Genomic DNA, 21,606 nt, shown 5'->3' with positions numbered 1-21,606 from the left:
CAGTGTAAACTGCCCTGCGTGTACATCAAGAATAATTCTTATTTTAGTTTACCGTGCCCCGCCTGACGGAAGGTCAGGTTATAACGGTACTCGCCCGTGAGCGGGTGAACCCCGGGCTTCAGCGGCTGAATGCCGTGATAATACAGCCGCGACTCCCTGCCCCACACCACCACATCGCCATGTTCCAGCATTATGCGCTTGAGCGGGTCGTTGCGGCGTAATCCCCCAAACTGGAAGACGGCAGGCAGACCTAACGATACCGAAACGATAGGCGCGCGCAGATCGGGTTCATCCTTGTCCTGATGCAGCGAGAGCTTCGCGCCAACGGCGTAGCGGTTGATCAGGCAGGCGTCCGGCCGGAAGTCAGGATACTGCGCTGCTACGGCGGCCTCGTGGCAGAGAGCCTGAAAAACCGCAGGCATCGGGGGCCACGGCTGGCCGGTAGCGGGATCGTTCGGGGCATACAGATAGCCCCGCTCGTTCGTCGCCCAGCCCAGTTCCCCGCAGTTGGCCATGGCTACTGACATGGTGTAGCCGCCCGGCGTCACCATATGGCGAAACGGCGAAACCGCCGTCACCTCGTCGATACCGGCCAGCAGCGCCGCCGCACGGGAGAGCGCAAAGCGGCGCAGGATCACAGCCCCCGGCGCAAGCGGTTCCTGCCAGGGTTCAGCATCCGCAAAAAGATCGAGCATTATCCCTCCTGGCGTTTCGCCTCGCGTTTCAGTAATAGCGCTTTTCGCGCCGTCCCCCAACGGTAACCCGACAGCGCGCCGTCGTTACGAACCACGCGATGACAGGGGATCACAATCGCCAGCGTGTTTGCCGCACAGGCTCCGGCAACGGCGCGTACCGCACTGGGCTGGCCAATCGCCTGCGCCACCTGCTGGTAACTTGCCGTTTCGCCGCAGGGAATGTTGCGAAGGGCCTGCCAGACGCGCTGCTGGAACGCGGTTCCGCGAATATCCAGCGGCAGCGCAAGCGGTACGTCGCGATTATCGATACTGGCAATCACCTGCTGGACCCGCTGCGCGAAATCCTCTTCCAGCGGCGCATGCGCTGCTTTTGGAAATTGCGCGGCAAGCTCTTCGGCTAATTCTTCATCGCTGTCACCCAGCAGGATCGCGCAGATCCCCCGCTCGCTTTCTGCCACCAGACAGCGTCCTAACGAACAGTCGCTGATGGCATAACGCACCGCCACATCCCCTTTGCGGTACTGCTTCGCCGTCATGCCCAGCGCATCGTTGGCTTTACGATAATAGCTGCTGCTGTCGGGAAACCCCGCTGCCAGCACGGCGTCGGTAATTTTGTCTCCCTGTGCAAGCGCGGTGCGCAGGCGCTGGCCTCGCGCCGCCTGCTGCCAGGCTTTTGGCGTCATGCCGGTCACGGACTTAAACAGACGGTGGAAATGGAAAGGGCTCATGGCCACCTGCTGCGCCAGCCCCTCAAGGGTTAGCGTGGGATCCTGCTCCAGAAGACGGCAGGCGTGTTCCACTTTTGCCAGCTTCTGCTCCTGCGGATCGCGTTTGTCCGGCATGCAGCGCTTGCACGGGCGAAACCCTGCCTGTACGGCGTGGTGGGCATCGGGATAAAAGCGGACGTTTTTACGCAGCGCGTGGCGGGCACAGCATGACGGACGGCAGAAAATTCCCGTCGTCTGCACGGCGAAGACAAACCGCTCGTCAGCGCGCGGATCGCGGGCCAGCACGGCCTGCCAGCGATCCTCATCGGTAATAAAGGTCGGGTTTCTCATTATCGGCTCCTCATGTAAGCATACATAGAGCGTGCCTGAGCGCCAGTGATAAAAAACCCGTAACCTTGCTTTTTAATTTTTGTCGTGCACCAGGAAACTCTTGAACTGCGGCGAGCTCCAGGTTTTGAACCCGTCGCCCTCTTTGGTGATCATATAAACGGCCAGTCCTTCCTGGCGAACCACCTCTTTGGCTTTTTCCGGGCCGAGAACCATTAATCCGGTATCCCAGGCATCCGCTTCCAGCGCGGTGGGGGCAATGACCGTCACCGAGACCAGATTATGCGTGATGGGACGGCCGGTCTGCGGATCGATAACATGCGAAATACGCTTCCCGTCAAGCTCGTAATAGTTACGGTAGCTTCCGGAAGTACTGATGCCGTGACCGTTGATATCCACTATCGCCTGCACGGCATTTTGCCGATCGGTCGGTTTTTGAATCGCTACGCGCCACGGCTTATCGCTGGCGTTCATCCCCCGGCTGACTAACGCGCCGCCCACGGAGACCAGATAACGGGAAATGCCTTCCTGGGCCATCAGCGCAGCAAGATGATCCGCCGCATAGCCTTCCCCAACCGTCGACAGATCGACAAACAGATCGGGGATATCTTTTTGCAGGTACTGTTGCCCGTACTGATTGATCACCGTCAGATGCTGCAGCCCTGTCCGGGCGCGGGCGTCATCAATGGCCGCCTGTTCAGGCGTGGTCACCGGCTGTTTGTTAGGGCCAAATCCCCAGAGGTTCACCAGAGGTCCGACGGTCACATCCATCGCCCCGTTGGTTTTGTAACCCACGCGTATGGATTCGGTCACGATATCGGCCATCGCTTCGCTCACCGGCCACAGGGAGGTACTGGTGGAGAGATTAAAGCGCATCAGCGCCGAATCATTTTTATAGGTTGAGAGCAGCTGATCGTCGGCATCCAGCTGAGACTGGATTTTGCCGCGAAGTTCATCTGTGCGCGTTTTATCGAGGTTCATCACGCTGACGCGCCAGAAGGTGCCCATCGTTTTGCCTTCGAGCACCGTCGCGGCGGGTGCGTCGGTTTTCGCCACGGGTGTGGGATCGTTACACGCGGTCAGGAAAAAAAGCATAGCCAGAAAGCTGGCGCGTAAAAAAGTCATGTCCATTCATTATTATCCTCATGCCAGGGCGGCAAGAGTACACCAAAACGGGTGAGTTGTGAGAATCCGGGAAGCACAAAAAAGGGGCCATCAGGCCCCTTACGTCACACGGTGAAGCGATTAGAACTGGTAAACCAGGCCCAGCGCGACGATATCGTCAGTACCGATACCCGCCTGACGGGTGAATTCATTTTCATCAACCAGGTTGATTTTGTAATCCACGTAGGTAGACATGTTTTTGTTGAAGTAGTAAGTCGCACCAACATCAACATATTTCAGCAGATCCTGATCGCCGTAACCTTCGATGTCTTTTCCTTTAGACTGCAGGTAAGCCACGGATGGACGCAGGCCGAAGTCGAACTGGTACTGAGCAACCACTTCGAAGTTCTGCGCTTTGTTAGCGAAGCCGTAAGCGGTAGTCGGGCTGCTGCCGTTAGAGGTACCGAAACGGGTTGCGTTGTAGGTCTGGGAGTACTGCGCTGCCAGATAGATGTTGTTGGCATCGTATTTCAGGCCACCAGAATAGACTTCTGCGTTATCGCCATGACCGTAAACGCTTGCGCCGTTCTGATCGGCGGTACGTTTGGAGGAGGACATTGCGCCGCCCACGCTGAAACCTTCGCCCAGGTTATAGGTCACGGATGCACCGTAGCCGTCGCCGTTCTGTTTCAGCAGGCTACGGCCACCTACGTTTTCACCGCTTACGCTGCCGTTTTTACCCTGATACTGCAGGGCAAAGTTCAGACCATCCACCAGACCGAAGAAGTCCTGGTTACGGTAGGTCGCTACGCCGTTAGCACGGGACTGCAGGAAGTTGTCTGCGCCGTAGGTATCGCCGCCAAATTCTGGCAGAACGTCAGTCCAGGAGGTTACGTCGTAGATTACGCCGTAGTTACGACCGTAATCGAAAGAACCCGCGTCACCGAATTTCAGACCCGCGAACGCCACACGCGTCCAGGCATCGTTTTCGCTTTCGGAGGTGTTGCCCTGGATCTGGTATTCCCACTGGCCGTAACCGGTCAGCTGATCGTTAACCTGAGTTTCGCCTTTGAAGCCAAGACGCATGTAGGTCTGGTCGCCGTCGGCACCCTTGTCGTCAGAGAAATAGTGCAGACCATCGACTTTGCCGTACAGATCTAATTTGTTGCCATCTTTGTTATAAATTTCGGCCGCATTTGCTGCGCCTGCCACCAGGAGTGCTGGTACCAGGAGGGACAGTACTTTAACTTTCATTTTATTAACCCTCTGTTATATGCCTTATAATTGCCACTGCTTACTGGTTAACCCTCATTAACCAGTCGGCAATTTCATTCTCCTCAAAATTACAGAATAATCCAATGCGAATATGATACGAAAACTTTGAAGATGTTTCATTTATCTATCAACATGTTTCAAAATGTAAATATCAAGGAACTTTTACAAAGCACAAATAGCTTATAAAATTAGCACTTATAATCAAACGAAAAAATCACCACATAAATATCAGTAAGTTACAATAAAATCCGTTACAGCACTGAATGACAAAACAAGATCGCAGCTAATCTCTAAAATAACTCTCGCTATCATCATTAACTTTATTTATTACCGTCATTCAGTTTTGAATGTCTGTTTATCCCTAATTGAACCGGATGCTTCGCATTCGGTTTTTTTTTACCTTTCTTTACGTAACTTCTCTTTTTTTTGTGCTACCGCACCGTAATTGTAACGACTATTAACTAAATTCTCGTCGGGTATTCTTCGAAGTCCATAAATTGGTGCAAAAACTTAATTTCTTGTTAATTCGTGCTATTTATTGACGGAGTGGGTCGATTATTTGTACGCGCATGGCGAGTTTGTACATGTTTTCCGCACTCCCCGCCGCCGATATTGCCCGGAGAAAAAGTCGCCTCTTCCCGGACAGTCGAGCTGGAAATTCAGTTATTACCCTTTATACTGCCCTATCGCCACAGAGCACGACCATAACGGGTTAAAGATATCAATGAGTCAGACTGAAACTACCGCCCCGAGCAAATTCTCCCTCCTCCCCGGGAGCATCACCCGTTTCTTTCTTCTTTTGATCGTTGTGCTGTTAGTCACCATGGGGGTGATGGTACAAAGCGCGGTTAACGCCTGGCTGAAGGATAAGAGCTATCAGGTCGTTGATATTACTCATGCCGTGCACAAGCGCATAGACACCTGGCGCTACGCCACCTGGCAGATTTACGACAATATCGCGGCTGCCCCGACCTCCTCATCCGGGGATGGACTTCAGGAAACGCGGCTTAAGCAGGATGTCTATTATCTCGAAAAACCGCAGCGTAAGACCGAGGCCCTTATCTTTGGCTCTCACGACAGCGCGACGCTTGAGATGACGCAGCGTATTTCGACCTATCTGGATACCCTCTGGGGTGCCGAAACGGTACCGTGGTCGATGTATTATCTGAACGGTCAGGATAACAGCATGATCCTGATCTCAACGCTGCCGTTAAAAGATCTCTCGTCCGGCTTTAAAGAGACAACCGTGGGCAGCATCGTCGATTCCCGCCGGGCAGAGATGCTGCAGCAGGCGAACGCCCTTGATGAACGTGAGAGTTTCTCTTCCCTGCGTCGTCTGGCCTGGCAAAACGGCCATTATTTTACCCTGCGTACCACGTTCAACCAGCCCGGACATCTGGCGACGGTAGTGGCCTTCGATTTACCGATTAATGATTTAATTCCGCCGGACATGCCGCTCGACAGCTTCCGCCTGGAGCCAGACAGCAGCACCCAGAACATGCGTGCGGCGTCCGACAAAGAGGCCGCAGAGAGCGTATCGATCTCCTTTAACGGCTCGAAAATCGAAATTGCCTCATCGCTGAACTCGACCGGTATGCGCCTGGTGTGGCAGGTACCGTTTGGCACGCTGTTGCTCGACACCCTGCAAAATATCCTGCTGCCTCTGCTGCTGAATATCGGTCTGCTGGCGCTGGCCCTGTTTGGCTACAGCACCTTCCGTTTCCAGACGGGTCGTCAGAGCGACGCCTCTGCGGTTCCGGCTGGCACCAGCAATGAGCTGCGCGTATTGCGTGCACTGAATGAAGAGATTGTTTCCGTGCTGCCGCTTGGGGTCCTGGTTCACGACCAGGAAGCGAATCGTACGGTGATGAGCAATAAAATTGCCGACCATCTGCTGCCGCACCTTAACCTGCAGAACCTCACCACCATGGCGGATCAACACCAGGGGGTGATTCAGGCAACCATCAACAATGAACTGTACGAGATCCGTCAGTTCCGCAGCCAGGTGGCTCCCCGCACGCAAATCTTCATTATTCGCGACCAGGATCGCGAAGTGCTGGTCAATAAAAAGCTCAAGCAGGCACAAAGGCTGTATGAGAAAAACCAGCAGGGGCGCGCCGCATTTATGCAGAACATTGGCGATGCCTTCAAGCAGCCGTTAAAAACTCTGGCGACCCAGGCGGCGGCGTTAAACACCTCTGAAAGCCACCAGCTTGCCTGCCAGGCCGATTCGCTGGTCAGAATGGTTGATGAGATCCAGCTGGCGAACATGCTGGAGAATGATTTCTGGAAGGGAACGCCAGCCCTCTTCTCCATTCAGGATCTGATCGATGAAGTGGTGCCTGAAGTGCTGCCCGTCATCAAGCGCAAAGGGCTGCAGCTGCTGATCAATAACAATCTCCCTGCGAATGACGAACGCCACGGCGATCGCGAAGCGCTGCGCCGCATTCTGCTGATGATTATTCAGTATGCCGTGACCACCACGCAGATCGGCAAAATCACCCTTGAAGTCAGCACCGAGGAGTCGGCAGAAGACCGTCTGACGTTCCGCATCCTGGACACCGGGGAAGGCGTCACAACGAGCGAAATTGATAATCTGCACTTCCCGTTCCTGAATGACACGCAGAGCGATCGCTACGGCAAGGCCAATGCCCTGACCTTCTGGCTGTGCGATCAGCTGGCGCGTAAGCTCGGCGGCCACCTGAATATCAAAGCTCGTGAATCCCTCGGCACCCGCTATTCTCTGCACGTGAAAATGGCGGCCAATCCGCAGGAAGAAGATGAGGAACGTCTGCTGGATGATGTCGTGGTGATGGTCGACGTGACCTCGAACGAGATCCGCAATATTGTCGTTCGTCAGTTAGAAAACTGGGGAGCGGCCTGCATCACGCCGGATGAAAGACTTGCAAGTCAAGAATTTGATCTGTTTTTAACTGATAATCCGTCTAATCTTACTGCCTCCGGCTTGCTTTTAAGCGATGATGAGTCAGGCGTGCGGAAAATCGGCCCTGGCCAGCTGCGCGTCAACTTTAATATAAGCAATGCGATGCAGGAAGCTGTACTACAACTAATAGAAGAGCAGCTGGCGCAGGAAGAGATAACGGAGTCACCGTTAGGCGGCAATGAAAATGCCGAGCTTCACGCCAGCGGATACTATTCACTCTTTGTTGATACAGTACCAGATGATGTTAAGCGGTTGTATACTGAGTCCGCTGCGAATGATTTTGCAGCGCTGGCACAGACAGCACACCGGCTTAAAGGGGTGTTTGCCATGCTTAATCTGGTTCCCGGCAAGCAGTTATGTGAAACGCTGGAACATCTAATTCGTGAGAAAGATGCCTCTGGCATTGAAAAATACATCAGCGACATTGACGCCTACGTCAAAAGCTTGCTGTAGCAAGGTAGCCTTATACATGAACAATATGAACGTAATTATTGCCGATGACCATCCGATTGTACTGTTCGGTATTCGCAAATCACTTGAACAGATCGAGTGGGTGAATGTAGTCGGTGAATTTGAAGACTCTACAGCACTGATCAATAACCTCCCAAAGCTTGATGCACACGTGCTCATTACCGATCTCTCCATGCCTGGAGACAAATACGGTGATGGGATCACGCTCATCAAATACATTAAGCGTCACTTCCCGGATATCTCGATCATTGTTCTGACCATGAACAACAACCCGGCGATCCTGAGCGCGGTGTTGGATCTGGACATCGAAGGGATTGTGCTGAAACAGGGCGCCCCGACCGATCTGCCAAAAGCGCTCGCTGCGCTGCAGAAAGGCAAGAAGTTCACGCCTGAGAGCGTCTCTCGTCTGCTGGAAAAAATCAGCGCGGGTGGCTACGGTGACAAACGCCTGTCCCCGAAAGAGAGTGAAGTTCTGCGCCTGTTCGCAGAAGGTTTCCTGGTAACCGAGATTGCCAAGAAGCTGAACCGCAGCATTAAAACCATCAGCAGCCAGAAGAAATCAGCGATGATGAAGCTGGGCGTGGACAACGATATTGCTCTGCTGAACTATCTCTCCTCCGTTACGCTGAGCGCAACGGACAAGGATTGATCCCGGACGGGTGTGTGGCCTGATGCCCTCACCCCGTCCCTCTCCCACGGGAGAGGGTGAAAAAACGAAAAGGCCCTTACGGGCCTTTTTTATATTCTGGTTTTTCTCACGCGATCCGCGTAAATCGACAACGTCTGCTTCAGCACGTCCAGCGTCACCGGTTTCGACAGACAGCTGTCCATGCCTGACTCCAGACAACGCTGTTTCTCTTCCGCCAGCGCGTTCGCCGTTACGCCCACTACCGGCAGCGTCAGGCCAAGCTGTCGGATGCGCTGCGTCAGACGGTAGCCGTCCATGTTTGGCATGTTGACGTCGCTAAGCACGATATCAATATGATTTTTACTCAGCACATTCAGCGCATCCACGCCGTCATTGGCGGTTTTGCACTGGTAGCCCAGCGATCCAAGCTGGTCAGCCAGCAGGCGACGGTTAATCGGATGGTCATCCACCACCAGAATCATCATATCGTCATTCACCGACGCCAGAGACTCCGGTGACGGCAATCCGCCCGCGCCGTCGCGCTCTTCCAGCTCCACTTTGTAGATGCGCGCCAGCAGGCTCAACAGCTCGTGCGGCGTTGCAACACTGTGTACCCATTCCCCGGGCGCGCGCTCGACAGGAATGCCGATGTGGCGACGGCAGAAGAGCACCGACCCTCTCCCCTGCCACGGTTGCTCCGGCATCTCGTCGGCGATCAGCACATCGTCCACATCCGGTGTTTGACCTTCATAGAGACACACCCTGACTCCACTGTGGGCAAGCAGCGCCGTCAGGTAGTCATTCAGCGAGGCGTTATGCACCGCCAGCCAGCAGCGCTTGTCGCTCAGACCGTCCAACGTCGCTTTTGCCGGATACTGCGCCGAATAGAGCGGAATACGGATGGTGAACTGGCTGCCCATACCGGGCTCGGTATCCACAGAGATATCGCCGTCCATCATGCTGACGAGCTTCTCACAAATCGCCAGCCCCAGTCCGGTGCCCTGGAAGTTACGCTGCACGCCGGTCCCGACCTGGAAGAACGGGTCGAACAGGCGGACCACTTCCTTCGCCGGGATGCCGACCCCCGTGTCGCGCACGCGAATGCTCAGGTAATCCCCCGCCCGGCAGACGTGCAACACGATACAGCCAACGTCGGTGAATTTGATGGCGTTGCTGAGCAGGTTAGAAATGACCTGCTGCAGGCGCATCGGATCGCCGTGCAGCGTCAGCGGCACGTCAGGTTCAATAAAGCAGTAGAGCCCCAGCTGTTTACGCACCACCAGCGGCAGATAGTTGGCGCTGATGTGGTTCATCACCTCGCGCGGCGAGAACTCCCGCGGTTCGATTTTCAGCTGCTCAGACTCAATTTTAGAGAAGTCGAGAATATCGCTGATGATTTTCAGCAGCAGGCTGGAGGAGTTGTTCATTGCCGTCACCAGCCTGTCGACCCCTTTCGGCAGCTCTTTGGTCTGCAGCAGGTCGAGGTTACCGATGATCCCGTACAGCGGCGTTCGCAGCTCGTGGCTGACGGTGGCAAGGAACATGGATTTCGACTGGCTGGCCTGCTCCGCGGCCTGCGCCATCTCCTGCAACGACTCTTCCATCTTCACGCGCGCGGAGACATCCACCAGCACGCAAATCGCCACGTTTTCATTGCGATAGCGGGAATGCACAAAGCTGATCTGCAGGTTGGTGTGCGTGCTGGTGAGCACGTCGACAAAGTTAACCTGCTGACCGCAGATAATTTGCGTCAGCCTCTGTCGATCTTCGTGCGTCAGCATGTTCAGGTAGTTATGCGCCAGCTCGTTACTCAGGATGTTGGTTCCGTCCTGGGTACGCAGAATGCAGATCCCCACCGGCGCCGACGCGACAATCTTCCGGTTAAACTGCTCGTGTTCCTCCAGCCGCTGGGCGTCGCTTTCGGCCGGAATAAAGATTTTCCGCTCATACATGCGCGCCAGGGTAAACAGCGCCCCGCCCGCGATCAGGTTCAGCAGAATCGCATTCATGATGAGAATACGTATCCGCTCAAGCACCATATCCACCGGCAGCGAATAGACAATACTCAGCGACGAAGGCGGCAGGCTCTTCTTCAGCACCAGCTCGCGGAAGCCAGAGGTATAGCCAAACCACGACCGCTCCTGCATCCAGTGAGGTTCAACGTTTAACCGGTTATCCGGCCCGGCGAGTGAGATCAGCTGATGACCGTTTTCATCCAGAATGGTCACCCCCATAGGCAGGCTGCCCGGAGTGAAAAAGTTTTCCATACGAATGGTCTGCTCAATCCCCAACAGCGCCTGCAGGCGATTGCCCAGATACACCGGCGTCAGGGCATAGAAATAGCCCACGCCCGGTCGCGGGCCCTGGCTAACCCAGAAGATGTTATTCCCGCGCTCGTCCTGCGGCGCATTGCGGTATTTCACAATACGTTCATGCAGGCTTTTCAGCGCATCGTCACGCTCAACGGGCACGTCGCGCAGGCCAAAGTCAGCCATGCAGAGATTTTCACTGCCAATCAGGAATACGCGGTTCAGGTCATAGGCGGCGGAGAAATTGTCGCGCCAGTAGCGCATAAACCAGGCAAGGGATTCCAGCGACCCGCGCCAGGTATTGCTCATGGTGGAGCAATCGGAATCCGGGAACAGCGGCTGGAAGTCCGGGACTTCGGTTTTGTCGTTACGCCCGCGAAGCGCAAGAATGCCGTTTTCCGCCGTCAGACGATTTTCGGCAATATACTTCAGCTCCTTCATCACGTCAGACGTTCGCTGAATGTAGCGCTGGGCCTGGTCGGAGCTTAAGTTAAACTCCTGGCGGATCTCCGCTTCTTTCTGGTGTAGCGCGTTAACGATGTAAAACACCGAGAACAAGGCCACCAGCAGCCAAAGCAAGAGCGCCAGCGCCCGAAACAGATAGCGAGAAACTTTCAGCGTAGTACGAAAGGAGACGAGGTATTTCAAGGGGGCGAGGCTCCGCCGTCGGGGTCAAAAGAATGTGGTTAAGGTAGCGGTAAACGCGCCAGGTCGCAACGTTGACTTATCTGCTTGTGCAAAAGAAAAGGGCCGGAATCCGGCCCTTTTTTGCATCAGGAGACATTACTCGTCAGCGTCATCCGCTACGTCATCGTCGGTGTCGGCTTCCGGCGCGATATCATCATCGCCTTCCGCAACGCTACCGTCGATGGAATCGAGCTCTTCGTCATCCACCGGCTCAGCAACGCGCTGCAGACCCACCACGTTTTCATCTTCCGCTGTACGGATGAGGATCACGCCCTGGGTGTTACGCCCCACCACGCTGATCTCAGAGACGCGGGTACGCACCAGCGTACCGGCATCGGTGATCATCATGATCTGATCGGCATCGTCTACCTGCACCGCGCCCACAACGGAACCGTTGCGCTCGGTCACTTTGATAGAGATAACGCCCTGCGTGCCGCGAGACTTGGTTGGGTATTCCCCTTCCGCCGTACGTTTACCGTAACCATTCTGCGTCACGGTCAGGATAGCCCCTTCACCGCGCGGAATAATCAGAGAAACAACGCTGTCTTCGCCAGCCAGTTTGATACCACGAACGCCCGTAGCGGTACGACCCATTGCACGAACGGCGTTCTCTTTAAAGCGCACCACTTTACCGGCCGCAGAGAACAGCATCACCTCATCAGAACCGGAGGTCAGATCCACACCGATCAGCTCGTCGCCTTCGTTCAGGTTCACCGCGATGATCCCGGCGGAACGTGGGCGGCTGAACTCGGTCAGCGCGGTTTTCTTCACGGTACCGCTGGCGGTCGCCATAAAGACGTTCACACCCTCTTCGTACTCGCGTACCGGCAGGATGGCGGTGATACGTTCATTCGCTTCCAGCGGCAGCAGGTTAACGATTGGACGGCCACGCGCGCCACGGCTCGCTTCCGGCAGCTGATAGACTTTCATCCAGTACAGACGACCGCGGCTGGAGAAGCAGAGGATCGTGTCATGGGTGTTCGCCACCAGCAGGCGGTCAATAAAGTCTTCTTCTTTAATGCGTGCCGCAGATTTACCTTTACCCCCACGACGCTGTGCTTCGTAGTCGCTCAGCGGCTGATACTTCACATAGCCCTGGTGAGACAGGGTGACCACCACGTCTTCGCGGTTGATCAGATCTTCAATGTTGATATCAGAGCTGTTCGCGGTGATTTCGGTGCGGCGCGCATCGCCGAACTGATCGCGGACCAGCTCCAGCTCTTCACGGATCACTTCCATCAGACGCTCTGCGCTGCCCAGGATATGCAGCAGTTCAGCAATCTGTTCCAGCAGCTCTTTGTATTCGTCGAGCAGTTTCTCGTGCTCAAGGCCGGTCAGTTTCTGCAGACGCAGATCCAGAATCGCCTGAGCCTGCTGTTCAGTCAGGTAATACTGACCGTCACGCACGCCGAACTCAGGTTCCAGCCACTCAGGACGGGCTGCGTCATCGCCCGCACGTTCCAGCATCGCGGCGACGTTACCCAGATCCCACGGACGGGAAATCAGGGCGGCTTTCGCCTCCGCCGGGGTTGGCGCACGACGGATCAGTTCGATGATCGGGTCGATGTTGGCCAGCGCAACCGCCAGCGCTTCAAGGATGTGCGCACGGTCGCGCGCTTTGCGCAGTTCGAAGATGGTACGACGGGTCACCACTTCACGGCGGTGACGCACGAACGCGCTCAGGATCTCTTTCAGGTTCATGATCTTCGGCTGACCATGGTGCAGCGCAACCATGTTGATACCGAAGGAAACCTGAAGCTGAGTCTGGGAGTACAGGTTGTTCAGCACAACCTCACCCACCGCGTCGCGTTTGATCTCAATCACGATGCGCATACCGTCTTTGTCAGACTCGTCACGCAGCGCGCTGATGCCTTCAACGCGTTTTTCTTTTACCAGCTCGGCGATTTTTTCAATCAGACGCGCTTTGTTCACCTGATACGGGATCTCGTGAACAATGATGGTTTCACGGCCGGTTTTAGCGTCCGCTTCCACTTCGGCGCGGGCACGGATGTAAATCTTGCCGCGGCCGGTGCGGTACGCTTCTTCAATACCGCGACGACCGTTGATGATCGCCGCCGTTGGGAAGTCCGGACCTGGGATGTGTTCCATCAGCCCTTCAATGCTGATGTCTTCATCGTCGATATAGGCCAGGCAGCCGTTGATCACCTCGGTGATATTGTGCGGCGGAATGTTGGTTGCCATACCGACCGCGATACCGGACGAACCGTTAACCAGCAGGTTCGGGATCTTGGTTGGCATCACATCAGGGATGCGCTCGGTGCCGTCGTAGTTATCGACGAAATCAACGGTCTCTTTTTCCAGGTCGGCCATCAGCTCATGAGCGATTTTCGACATACGGATTTCCGTATAACGCATCGCCGCAGCGGAGTCGCCGTCGACTGAACCAAAGTTACCCTGACCATCTACCAGCATGTAACGCAAGGAGAATGGCTGCGCCATACGAACGATGGTGTCATACACGGCGGTATCACCATGCGGGTGATATTTACCGATAACGTCACCGACGACGCGGGCAGATTTTTTATAGGCTTTATTCCAGTCATTGCCCAATACGTTCATGGCGTATAGTACGCGACGGTGTACCGGCTTAAGGCCATCGCGGACGTCCGGCAGCGCACGGCCAACAATGACCGACATCGCATAGTCCAGATAGGAGCTCTTCAGCTCTTCCTCGATGTTAACCGGTGTAATTTCTCTCGCAAGGTCGCTCATCTAACCGCTATCCCTCTACTGTATCCCGGATTCAAAGGTCGCAAATTATAACACAGCCGAGGTGATTGAGGTAAACCTATACGCTTTATTCACGGGGATTGCCTGATATACTCCTTTGTCTTGCTAAATAAGGAGTAAAAGCGCCCATGAATGCCGAAAAATCCCCGGTGGCTCACAACGTTGACCACGAAGAGATTGCCAAATTTGAAGCGGTGGCGTCCCGCTGGTGGGATCTCGAAGGTGAGTTCAAACCGCTGCATCGCATTAACCCGCTGCGTCTGGGCTATATCGCGGAGCGTTCCGGCGGTCTGTTCGGTAAGAAAGTGCTCGACGTCGGCTGCGGCGGCGGCATCCTGGCTGAGAGCATGGCGCGCGAAGGGGCGAATGTTACGGGCCTGGATATGGGCTTTGAACCGCTGCAGGTTGCCCGCCTTCACGCGCTGGAGTCCGGCATACAGGTGGAATACGTGCAGGAAACCGTGGAAGAGCACGCGGCAAAACACGCTCATCAGTACGATGTGGTGACCTGCATGGAGATGCTGGAGCACGTTCCCGATCCGCAGTCGGTGGTGCACGCCTGTGCAAAACTGGTGAAACCGGGCGGCCAGGTCTTCTTCTCAACCATCAACCGTAACGGTAAAGCCTGGCTGATGGCTGTTGTCGGCGCGGAGTATGTGCTGCGCATGGTGCCGAAAGGGACGCACGACGTGAAGAAATTCATTAAGCCTGCCGAACTGTTAGGCTGGGTTGACCAGACGTGGCTCAAAGAGCAGCACATCACCGGCCTGCACTACAATCCGCTGACCGATAAATTCAAGCTTGCACCGGGCGTAGATGTTAACTATATGTTGCATACCACCGCCAAAAACGACTAACGTCATTCGTTATTCTTATAAAGATTGCGCGACATCATGTTGCGCAATTCTGACCTCCCGTTGAAGAAATCAGCACTCGATCAAATTTTGAATTTTTTTTCTTAATTATTGACATGTCTTCCAGGCCTTACGGTACGAGGACTTAGCCTTTTTTACCCTTTCACAACCTCAATTTAACGCCAAAATCAACCCTTGTGCTGAAAAGATTCGATACTAGAATACTCACCATATAGCGTTTTTCTTATCGCAAACCCCCTACATGTAGTATTTATCCACAGAGTTAGTCACAAGACGGATCTGTGGATAAACGGGGGATATTTTTTATTTCACGGACAGGTAAAACCCACATGAATCAGAGTCTGCTGGTGACAAAGCGCGACGGTACTACCGAGCGTATCAATCTGGACAAAATCCATCGAGTTCTCGACTGGGCAGCAGAAGGACTGAACAACGTATCTATCTCCCAGGTTGAACTGCGTTCCCACATTCAGTTCTACGACGGCATCAAAACGTCTGATATCCACGAAACAATCATTAAAGCAGCGGCAGACCTCATCTCCCGCGAAGCACCGGATTATCAGTACCTCGCTGCACGTCTGGCGATTTTCCACCTGCGTAAAAAAGCCTACGGCCAGTTTGAGCCGCCGAAGCTTTACGATCACGTCGTGAAAATGGTTGAGCTGGGCAAATACGACACGCATCTGCTGGAAGACTATACGGAAGAAGAGTTCGAGCAGATGAACGGGTTTATCGATCACTGGCGCGACATGAACTTCTCCTACGCGGCGGTGAAGCAGCTCGAAGGCAAATACCTGGTTCAGAACCGTGTAACCGGTGAGATCTACGAAAGCGCCCAGTTCCTCTATATTCTGGTGGCCGCCTGCCTGTTCTCTAACTACCCGCGTGACACCCGTCTGGAATACGTGAAGCGTTTCTACGATGCGGTATCCACGTTCAAGATTTCTCTGCCGACGCCAATCATGTCTGGCGTGCGTACCCCAACTCGTCAGTTCAGCTCCTGCGTACTGATCGAGTGTGGTGACAGCCTGGATTCCATCAACGCCACCTCCAGCGCGATCGTGAAATACGTCTCCCAGCGTGCCGGTATCGGCATCAACGCCGGTCGCATCCGTGCGCTGGGCAGCCCGATTCGCGGCGGTGAAGCGTTCCACACCGGCTGTATCCCGTTCTATAAACACTTCCAGACGGCAGTAAAATCCTGCTCTCAGGGCGGCGTGCGCGGCGGTGCTGCGACCCTGTTCTACCCGATGTGGCACCTGGAAGTGGAAAGCCTGCTGGTTCTGAAAAACAACCGCGGCGTGGAAGGCAACCGCGTGCGCCATATGGACTACGGCGTGCAGATCAACAAGCTGATGTACACCCGTCTGCTGAAAGGCGAAGACATCACCCTGTTCAGCCCGTCAGACGTTCCGGGCCTGTATGACGCGTTCTTTGCCGATCAGGACGAGTTCGAGCGTCTGTACAACAAATACGAAAAAGACGACAGCATCCGCAAGCAGCGCGTGAAGGCGGTAGACCTGTTCTCCCTGATGATGCAGGAACGTGCCTCTACCGGCCGTATCTACATCCAGAACGTGGACCACTGCAACACCCACAGCCCGTTTGATCCAGTAGTTGCGCCAGTGCGCCAGTCTAACCTGTGCCTGGAGATCGCCCTGCCGACCAAACCGCTGGAAGACGTGAACGACGAAAACGGTGAAATCGCGCTGTGTACGCTTTCCGCGTTCAACCTGGGCGCAATTAAGAGCCTGGACGAGCTGGAAGAGCTGGCGGTGCTGGCGGTTCGCGCGCTCGACGCTCTGCTGGACTACCAGGATTACCCAATCCCGGCCGCTAAACGCGGTGCAATGGGCCGCCGTACCCTGGGTATCGGCGTGATCAACTTCGCCTACTGGCTGGCGAAAAACGGCAAGCGTTACTCCGACGGCAGCGCTAACAACCTGACGCACCAGACGTTCGAAGCGATTCAGTACTACCTGATGAAAGCCTCTAACGAGCTGGCGAAAGAGCAAGGCGCGTGCCCGTGGTTCAACGAAACCACCTACGCGAAAGGCATTCTGCCAATCGATACCTACAAGAAAGACCTGGATGCGATCGTCAGCGAACCGCTGCATCTCGACTGGGAAGGCCTGCGCGAGTCCATCAAGACCCATGGCCTGCGTAACTCTACGCTCTCTGCCCTGATGCCGTCCGAGACCTCTTCGCAGATCTCTAACGCCACCAACGGTATTGAACCGCCGCGCGGCCACGTCAGCATCAAAGCGTCGAAAGACGGCGTGCTGCGTCAGGTGGTACCGGATTACGAAACGCTGGGCAACAACTACGAGCTGCTGTGGGAAATGCCGAACAACGACGGCTACCTGCAGCTGGTGGGTATCATGCAGAAGTTTATCGACCAGTCGATCTCTGCCAATACCAACTATGACCCGACGCGCTTCCCTTCCGGCAAGGTACCGATGCAGCAGCTGCTGAAAGACCTGCTCACCGCCTACAAATTTGGCGTGAAAACGCTGTACTATCACAACACCCGTGACGGTGCGGAAGACGCGCAGGACGACATGGTACCGTCAATTCAGGACGATGGCTGCGAAAGCGGCGCATGTAAGATCTAATGAAGGGCGGGGATATCCCCGCCTTTATTTCGTAAGACAGGACACACTCATGGCATATACCACCTTTTCACAGACGAAAAACGACCAGCTCAAAGAGCCGATGTTCTTCGGCCAGCCGGTCAACGTGGCACGCTACGATCAGCAAAAATATGACATCTTCGAAAAGCTGATTGAAAAGCAACTCTCCTTCTTCTGGCGCCCGGAAGAAGTGGACGTCTCCCGCGACCGTATTGACTACCAGTCGCTGCCGGATCACGAAAAACATATCTTCATCAGCAACCTAAAGTACCAGACGCTGCTGGACTCCATTCAGGGTCGTAGCCCGAACGTGGCGCTGCTGCCTCTGATCTCCATTCCTGAGCTGGAAACCTGGGTGGAAACCTGGGCGTTTTCCGAGACGATCCACTCCCGCTCTTACACCCACATCATCCGCAACATCGTGAACGATCCGGCGGTGGTGTTTGACGATATCGTCACCAACGAGCAGATCCAGAAGCGCGCGGAAGGCATTGCCCACTACTACGACGAGCTGATCGAGATGACCAGCTACTGGCATTTGCTGGGCGAAGGTACGCACAACGTGAACGGTAAAACCATCACCGTGAACCTGCGCGCGCTGAAAAAACAGCTGTACCTGTGCCTGATGAGCGTTAACGCGCTGGAAGCGATCCGCTTCTACGTGAGCTTCGCATGCTCCTTCGCCTTTGCAGAGCGCAAGCTGATGGAAGGCAACGCCAAAATCATTCGTCTGATCGCCCGCGATGAAGCCCTGCACCTGACCGGTACCCAGCACATGCTGAACCTGCTGCGCAGCGGGACGGACGATCCGGAGATGGCGGAAATTGCCGAAGAGTGCAAGCAGGAGTGCTACGACCTGTTCGTGCTGGCGGCTCAGCAGGAGAAAGAGTGGGCAGACTACCTGTTCCGCGACGGCTCCATGATTGGCCTGAACAAAGACATTCTGTGCCAGTACGTTGAGTACATCACCAACATCCGCATGCAGGCTGTCGGTCTTGACCTGCCGTTCCAGACGCGCTCTAACCCGATTCCGTGGATCAACACCTGGCTGGTGTCCGATAACGTGCAGGTTGCGCCGCAGGAAGTGGAAGTCAGCTCTTATCTGGTCGGTCAGATTGATTCTGAAGTCAACACCGACGACCTGAGCAACTTCCAGCTCTGATGTCACGCGTCACGCTACGTCTTTCCGGCACTGAGGTACTGTGTCGGGAGGAGCACCCTTCTCTGCTGGTGGCGCTTGAGGCGCATCAGGTAGAAGTAGAGTACCAGTGTCGTTCCGGCTACTGCGGCTCCTGCCGCTGCCGTCTGGTCGCCGGCCAGGTGGACTGGCTGACCGAGCCGCTGGCCTTTATCAACGAAGGGGAAATTTTGCCCTGCTGCTGCCGGGCAAAAGGCGATATCGAGATCGAGATGTGATGTTGTCCTTATCCCCTCTCCCGGTGGGAGAGGGTTAGGGTGAGGGTATCAGGCCGCAGAGCCTGATTGTCGGGTGGCGGCTTCGCCTTACCCGACCTGCCAAACCTACTTCCGGTGAACGAATTCGACCGCTTTATCCGGGAAATCCGTAAACAGTCCGTCCACGCCCGCCTGGTTATACAACACCTCATAAAGCTGATTCACGTCCGTGGCATACGGCGGCAGCTGGTCTGCACGCACGGTATACGGATGCACCTGCATCCTGCTGGCGTGCGCCTCTTTCACCATCGCCGTCAGCTTCACGTGGCCCGGCGCTGAGCCTTCCGCCACCAGCATGTGGTAATCCGGCCCGATGCCGTCGGCGTACTGCGCAATCTGCTTCATCGCGCCCGGCTTAAACATCCAGTCGTAGCTGTAGTTCACCCACTTGCCGTCCGGCTGCTTCTCCTGGGTTTCATTCCAGTCGGTATAGGCAATCAGCTGCACCAGATTGAGGTTCATCCCCATCTTCGGCTCCAGCTCGGTTTTGATGCGCTTCAGCTCGGCGGCGTCAAAACACTGCAGGTAGACTTTGTCCTTCTTGCTGGTGTAGCCGTACTGTTTCAGCACCTCCAGCGTCTTCGCGGCAATGTCTTTGCCTTCCTGATGGTGGAACCACGGCGCTTTGATCTCCGGGTAGATGCCGATATTTTTACCGGTTGAGTGGTTCAGCCCCTGAACAAACTCAATCTCTTCCTGGAAGGTATGGATCCGGAAGTCAGATTTGCCCATCGGGAAACGTCCCGGATAGACCTGCACCTTCTTGCCGTTTTCAATCTCAAAGCCTTCGGTAAACTTCAGGGAACGGATCTCCGCCAGCGTGAAATCAATGGCGTAGTAGCGACCATCTTTGCGCGCGCGGTCCGGGAAACGCTCCGCCACGTCCGTCACGCGGTCCAGATAGTGGTCATGCAGGACGACCAGCTGGTCGTCCTTGGTCATTACCAGATCCTGCTCCAGATAATCCGCGCCCTGGGCATAGGCCATCGCTTTCGCCGGGAGCGTATGCTCCGGCAGATAGCCGCTGGCGCCGCGGTGGGCGATAACGATTTTATCCGCCGCCAGCGCGGAGCCTGTCATCAGGCCCGCCAGCAGCAGGCCGGTTGTTACGTAAGATAATTTCATCGCAATGCTCCTTATTGACGACGCGCCAGCACTTCCGCGTGGTGACGTTTCTCACCGATCATGACCACAATGAGCAGCAGTACCGCCAGCACGCTGCCGCCGATCATCACCATAAACCCGCCGTCCCAGCCGAAGAAGTCAACGGTGTAGCCCACGATGGCGCTCGCCGCGACCGAACCGCCCAGGTAACCGAACAGACCGGTAAAGCCTGCCGCCGTGCCTGCCGCTTTTTTCGGTGCCAGCTCCAGCGCGTGCAGACCGATCAGCATCACCGGACCGTAAATCAGGAAGCCGATGACGATCATGCAGGCCATGTCTACTGATGGGTTGCCCGGCGGGTTGAGCCAGTAAACGACGGTCGCGATGGTGACCAGGGTCATAAAGAACACGCCCGTCGCGCCGCGGTTGCCTTTAAACACCTTGTCCGACATCCAGCCGCAAAGCAGCGTGCCCGGGATCCCGGCATATTCATACAGGAAATAGGCCCAGGAGGACTTATCCAGCGCGAAGTGCTTCACCTCTTTCAGGTAGGTCGGGGACCAGTCCAGAATGCCGTAGCGCAACAGGTAAACGAACACGTTCGCCACCGCGATGTACCACAGCAGCTTGTTCGGCAGGACGTACTTCATGAAGATCTGTTTTGCGGTCAGCTCTTCTTCGTGCTCCTTGCTGTAATCATCCGGATAGTCGTTTTTGTACTCTTCAATCGGCGGCAGGCCGCAGGATTGCGGCGTATCGCGCATCAGCGCGAAGGCGATAATCGCCACGACGATGGCGCCAAAGGCAGGCATATAGAGCGCAGCGTGCCAGTCGTTGAACCAGGCCATCCCCAGCAGGAACAGCAGCGGCGGAATACCGCCACCGACGTTATGCGCACAGTTCCACACCGACACGATACCGCCGCGTTCCTTCTGCGACCACCAGTGCACCATGGTACGTCCGCACGGCGGCCACCCCATCCCCTGGAACCAGCCGCAGAGGAACAGCAGCACGAACATGACGGCGATGCTGGAGGTTGCCCACGGCACAAAGCCCATGAACAGCATGACCGCAGCCGCCAGGATCAGGCCGGCGGGCAGGAACACGCGCGGATTCGAGCGATCCGATACCGACCCCATGATGAATTTGGAAAAACCGTAGGCGATTGAGATCCCCGACAGCGCGAACCCCAGATCGCCGCGGGAGAAGCCCTGCTCCACCAGATACGGCATGGCGAGCGCGAAGTTTTTACGTACAAGGTAGTACGCCGCGTACCCGAAGAAGATCCCCAGGAAAATTTGCCAGCGCAGACGGCGGTATAGCGGATCAATTTCTGCCTCTGGCAGACGCGCCCTGTGCGGCGCAGGTTTGAAGATACTGAGCATAACAGCCTCCGTGGCCTTGAATTGAATGGGCAGGTGGCTCGCACCTGAATTCCAGAGGCGGGGATGTTAAGAAATCACGGTGATTGTTACTGTGAATCAACGCACAGATTGTTACAGAAATATGACAGAATGCGCAAAAAAGCGCATGAAATCACGTTCCACTTTCGAATTTCGCGCGTTTATGTTCGAAATCAAACAAACCACACTATTGGTATGGCTAAATGATAAAAAAACG

The 21,606-nt window shown here is 55.4% G+C and carries 14 protein-coding genes; 6 read left to right on the top strand and 8 right to left on the bottom strand.

Annotated elements, in window-relative coordinates; translation table 11 throughout:
- Positions 1-38: 38 nt before the first annotated feature.
- The 4 genes from alkB to M2422_RS21230 all read right to left on the bottom strand — a co-directional run bounded on the left by alkB (position 39) and on the right by M2422_RS21230 (position 4,108).
- Positions 39-695 carry a DNA oxidative demethylase AlkB gene (gene alkB, locus M2422_RS21245; protein WP_033146054.1) on the bottom strand — a complete coding sequence of 219 codons (657 nt, stop codon included), beginning with the start codon at positions 693-695 and terminating at the stop codon, positions 39-41.
- Positions 695-1,753, bottom strand: coding sequence for a bifunctional DNA-binding transcriptional regulator/O6-methylguanine-DNA methyltransferase Ada (gene ada / locus M2422_RS21240; RefSeq protein ID WP_064672870.1), 1,059 nt, complete (start codon positions 1,751-1,753; stop codon positions 695-697). Before ada ends, alkB begins: the two co-directional genes overlap by 1 nt.
- Positions 1,754-1,825: 72 nt before the next feature.
- Positions 1,826-2,881 carry an FAD:protein FMN transferase ApbE gene (gene apbE, locus M2422_RS21235; protein ID WP_047060576.1) on the bottom strand — a complete coding sequence of 352 codons (1,056 nt, stop codon included), beginning with the start codon at positions 2,879-2,881 and terminating at the stop codon, positions 1,826-1,828.
- Positions 2,882-2,995: 114 nt separating this feature from the next.
- Positions 2,996-4,108: a porin OmpC gene (locus M2422_RS21230; protein ID WP_047060579.1), complete on the bottom strand. Its 1,113-nt coding sequence runs from the start codon at positions 4,106-4,108 to the stop codon at positions 2,996-2,998.
- A gap of 745 nt (positions 4,109-4,853) precedes the next feature.
- Between M2422_RS21230 and rcsD the strand changes: the two genes are divergently transcribed.
- Both rcsD and rcsB read left to right on the top strand, forming a co-directional pair.
- Positions 4,854-7,526, top strand: a complete 2,673-nt coding sequence (rcsD, locus tag M2422_RS21225) for a phosphotransferase RcsD (protein WP_259142326.1) — start codon at positions 4,854-4,856, stop codon at positions 7,524-7,526.
- A 16-nt stretch (positions 7,527-7,542) separates the two neighbouring features.
- The gene (gene rcsB, locus M2422_RS21220) at positions 7,543-8,193 is read left to right on the top strand and encodes a response regulator transcription factor RcsB (protein WP_003859405.1); all 651 of its coding nucleotides are present in this window, start codon (positions 7,543-7,545) and stop codon (positions 8,191-8,193) included.
- A gap of 89 nt (positions 8,194-8,282) precedes the next feature.
- On the opposite strand, the gene rcsC is transcribed toward rcsB, so the two are convergent.
- Together rcsC and gyrA are read right to left on the bottom strand one after the other, a co-directional pair.
- Positions 8,283-11,129 carry a two-component system sensor histidine kinase RcsC gene (gene rcsC / locus M2422_RS21215; RefSeq protein WP_064672872.1) on the bottom strand — a complete coding sequence of 949 codons (2,847 nt, stop codon included), beginning with the start codon at positions 11,127-11,129 and terminating at the stop codon, positions 8,283-8,285.
- A 135-nt stretch (positions 11,130-11,264) separates the two neighbouring features.
- Positions 11,265-13,901 (bottom strand): DNA topoisomerase (ATP-hydrolyzing) subunit A, encoded by a 2,637-nt coding sequence (gene gyrA, locus M2422_RS21210; protein ID WP_259142296.1) that lies wholly within the window; start codon positions 13,899-13,901, stop codon positions 11,265-11,267.
- Between the two features lie 146 nt (positions 13,902-14,047).
- Between gyrA and ubiG the strand changes: the two genes are divergently transcribed.
- From ubiG to yfaE, 4 genes are all read left to right on the top strand, one after another.
- Positions 14,048-14,776 (top strand): bifunctional 2-polyprenyl-6-hydroxyphenol methylase/3-demethylubiquinol 3-O-methyltransferase UbiG, encoded by a 729-nt coding sequence (ubiG, locus tag M2422_RS21205; RefSeq protein ID WP_029740919.1) that lies wholly within the window; start codon positions 14,048-14,050, stop codon positions 14,774-14,776.
- Positions 14,777-15,123: 347 nt separating this feature from the next.
- Entirely contained in the window at positions 15,124-17,409 is a 2,286-nt protein-coding gene (gene nrdA / locus M2422_RS21200) for a class 1a ribonucleoside-diphosphate reductase subunit alpha (RefSeq protein WP_064672873.1), read from the top strand.
- Positions 17,410-17,458: 49 nt separating this feature from the next.
- A complete protein-coding gene (nrdB, locus tag M2422_RS21195) occupies positions 17,459-18,589 on the top strand; it encodes a class Ia ribonucleoside-diphosphate reductase subunit beta (RefSeq protein WP_023312514.1) in 1,131 nt (376 codons plus the stop codon).
- Positions 18,589-18,843: a class I ribonucleotide reductase maintenance protein YfaE gene (yfaE, locus tag M2422_RS21190; RefSeq protein ID WP_023294104.1), complete on the top strand. Its 255-nt coding sequence runs from the start codon at positions 18,589-18,591 to the stop codon at positions 18,841-18,843. The genes nrdB and yfaE overlap by 1 nt, the downstream gene beginning before the upstream one ends.
- Before the next feature lie 105 nt (positions 18,844-18,948).
- Here the strand turns inward: yfaE and glpQ are convergent, their stop codons facing one another.
- Together glpQ and glpT are read right to left on the bottom strand one after the other, a co-directional pair.
- The gene (gene glpQ / locus M2422_RS21185; RefSeq protein WP_064672874.1) at positions 18,949-20,007 is read right to left on the bottom strand and encodes a glycerophosphodiester phosphodiesterase; all 1,059 of its coding nucleotides are present in this window, start codon (positions 20,005-20,007) and stop codon (positions 18,949-18,951) included.
- Positions 20,008-20,018: 11 nt separating this feature from the next.
- Complete coding sequence (gene glpT / locus M2422_RS21180) at positions 20,019-21,371, bottom strand: glycerol-3-phosphate transporter (RefSeq protein WP_045888627.1); 1,353 nt, start codon at positions 21,369-21,371, stop codon at positions 20,019-20,021.
- Positions 21,372-21,606: the final 235 nt, after the last annotated feature.

Source organism: Enterobacter sp. SLBN-59 (assembly GCF_024807915.1).
GTDB classification, from domain to species: domain Bacteria; phylum Pseudomonadota; class Gammaproteobacteria; order Enterobacterales; family Enterobacteriaceae; genus Enterobacter; species Enterobacter asburiae_B.
This window is presented reverse-complemented; position numbering and strand designations above follow the sequence as displayed.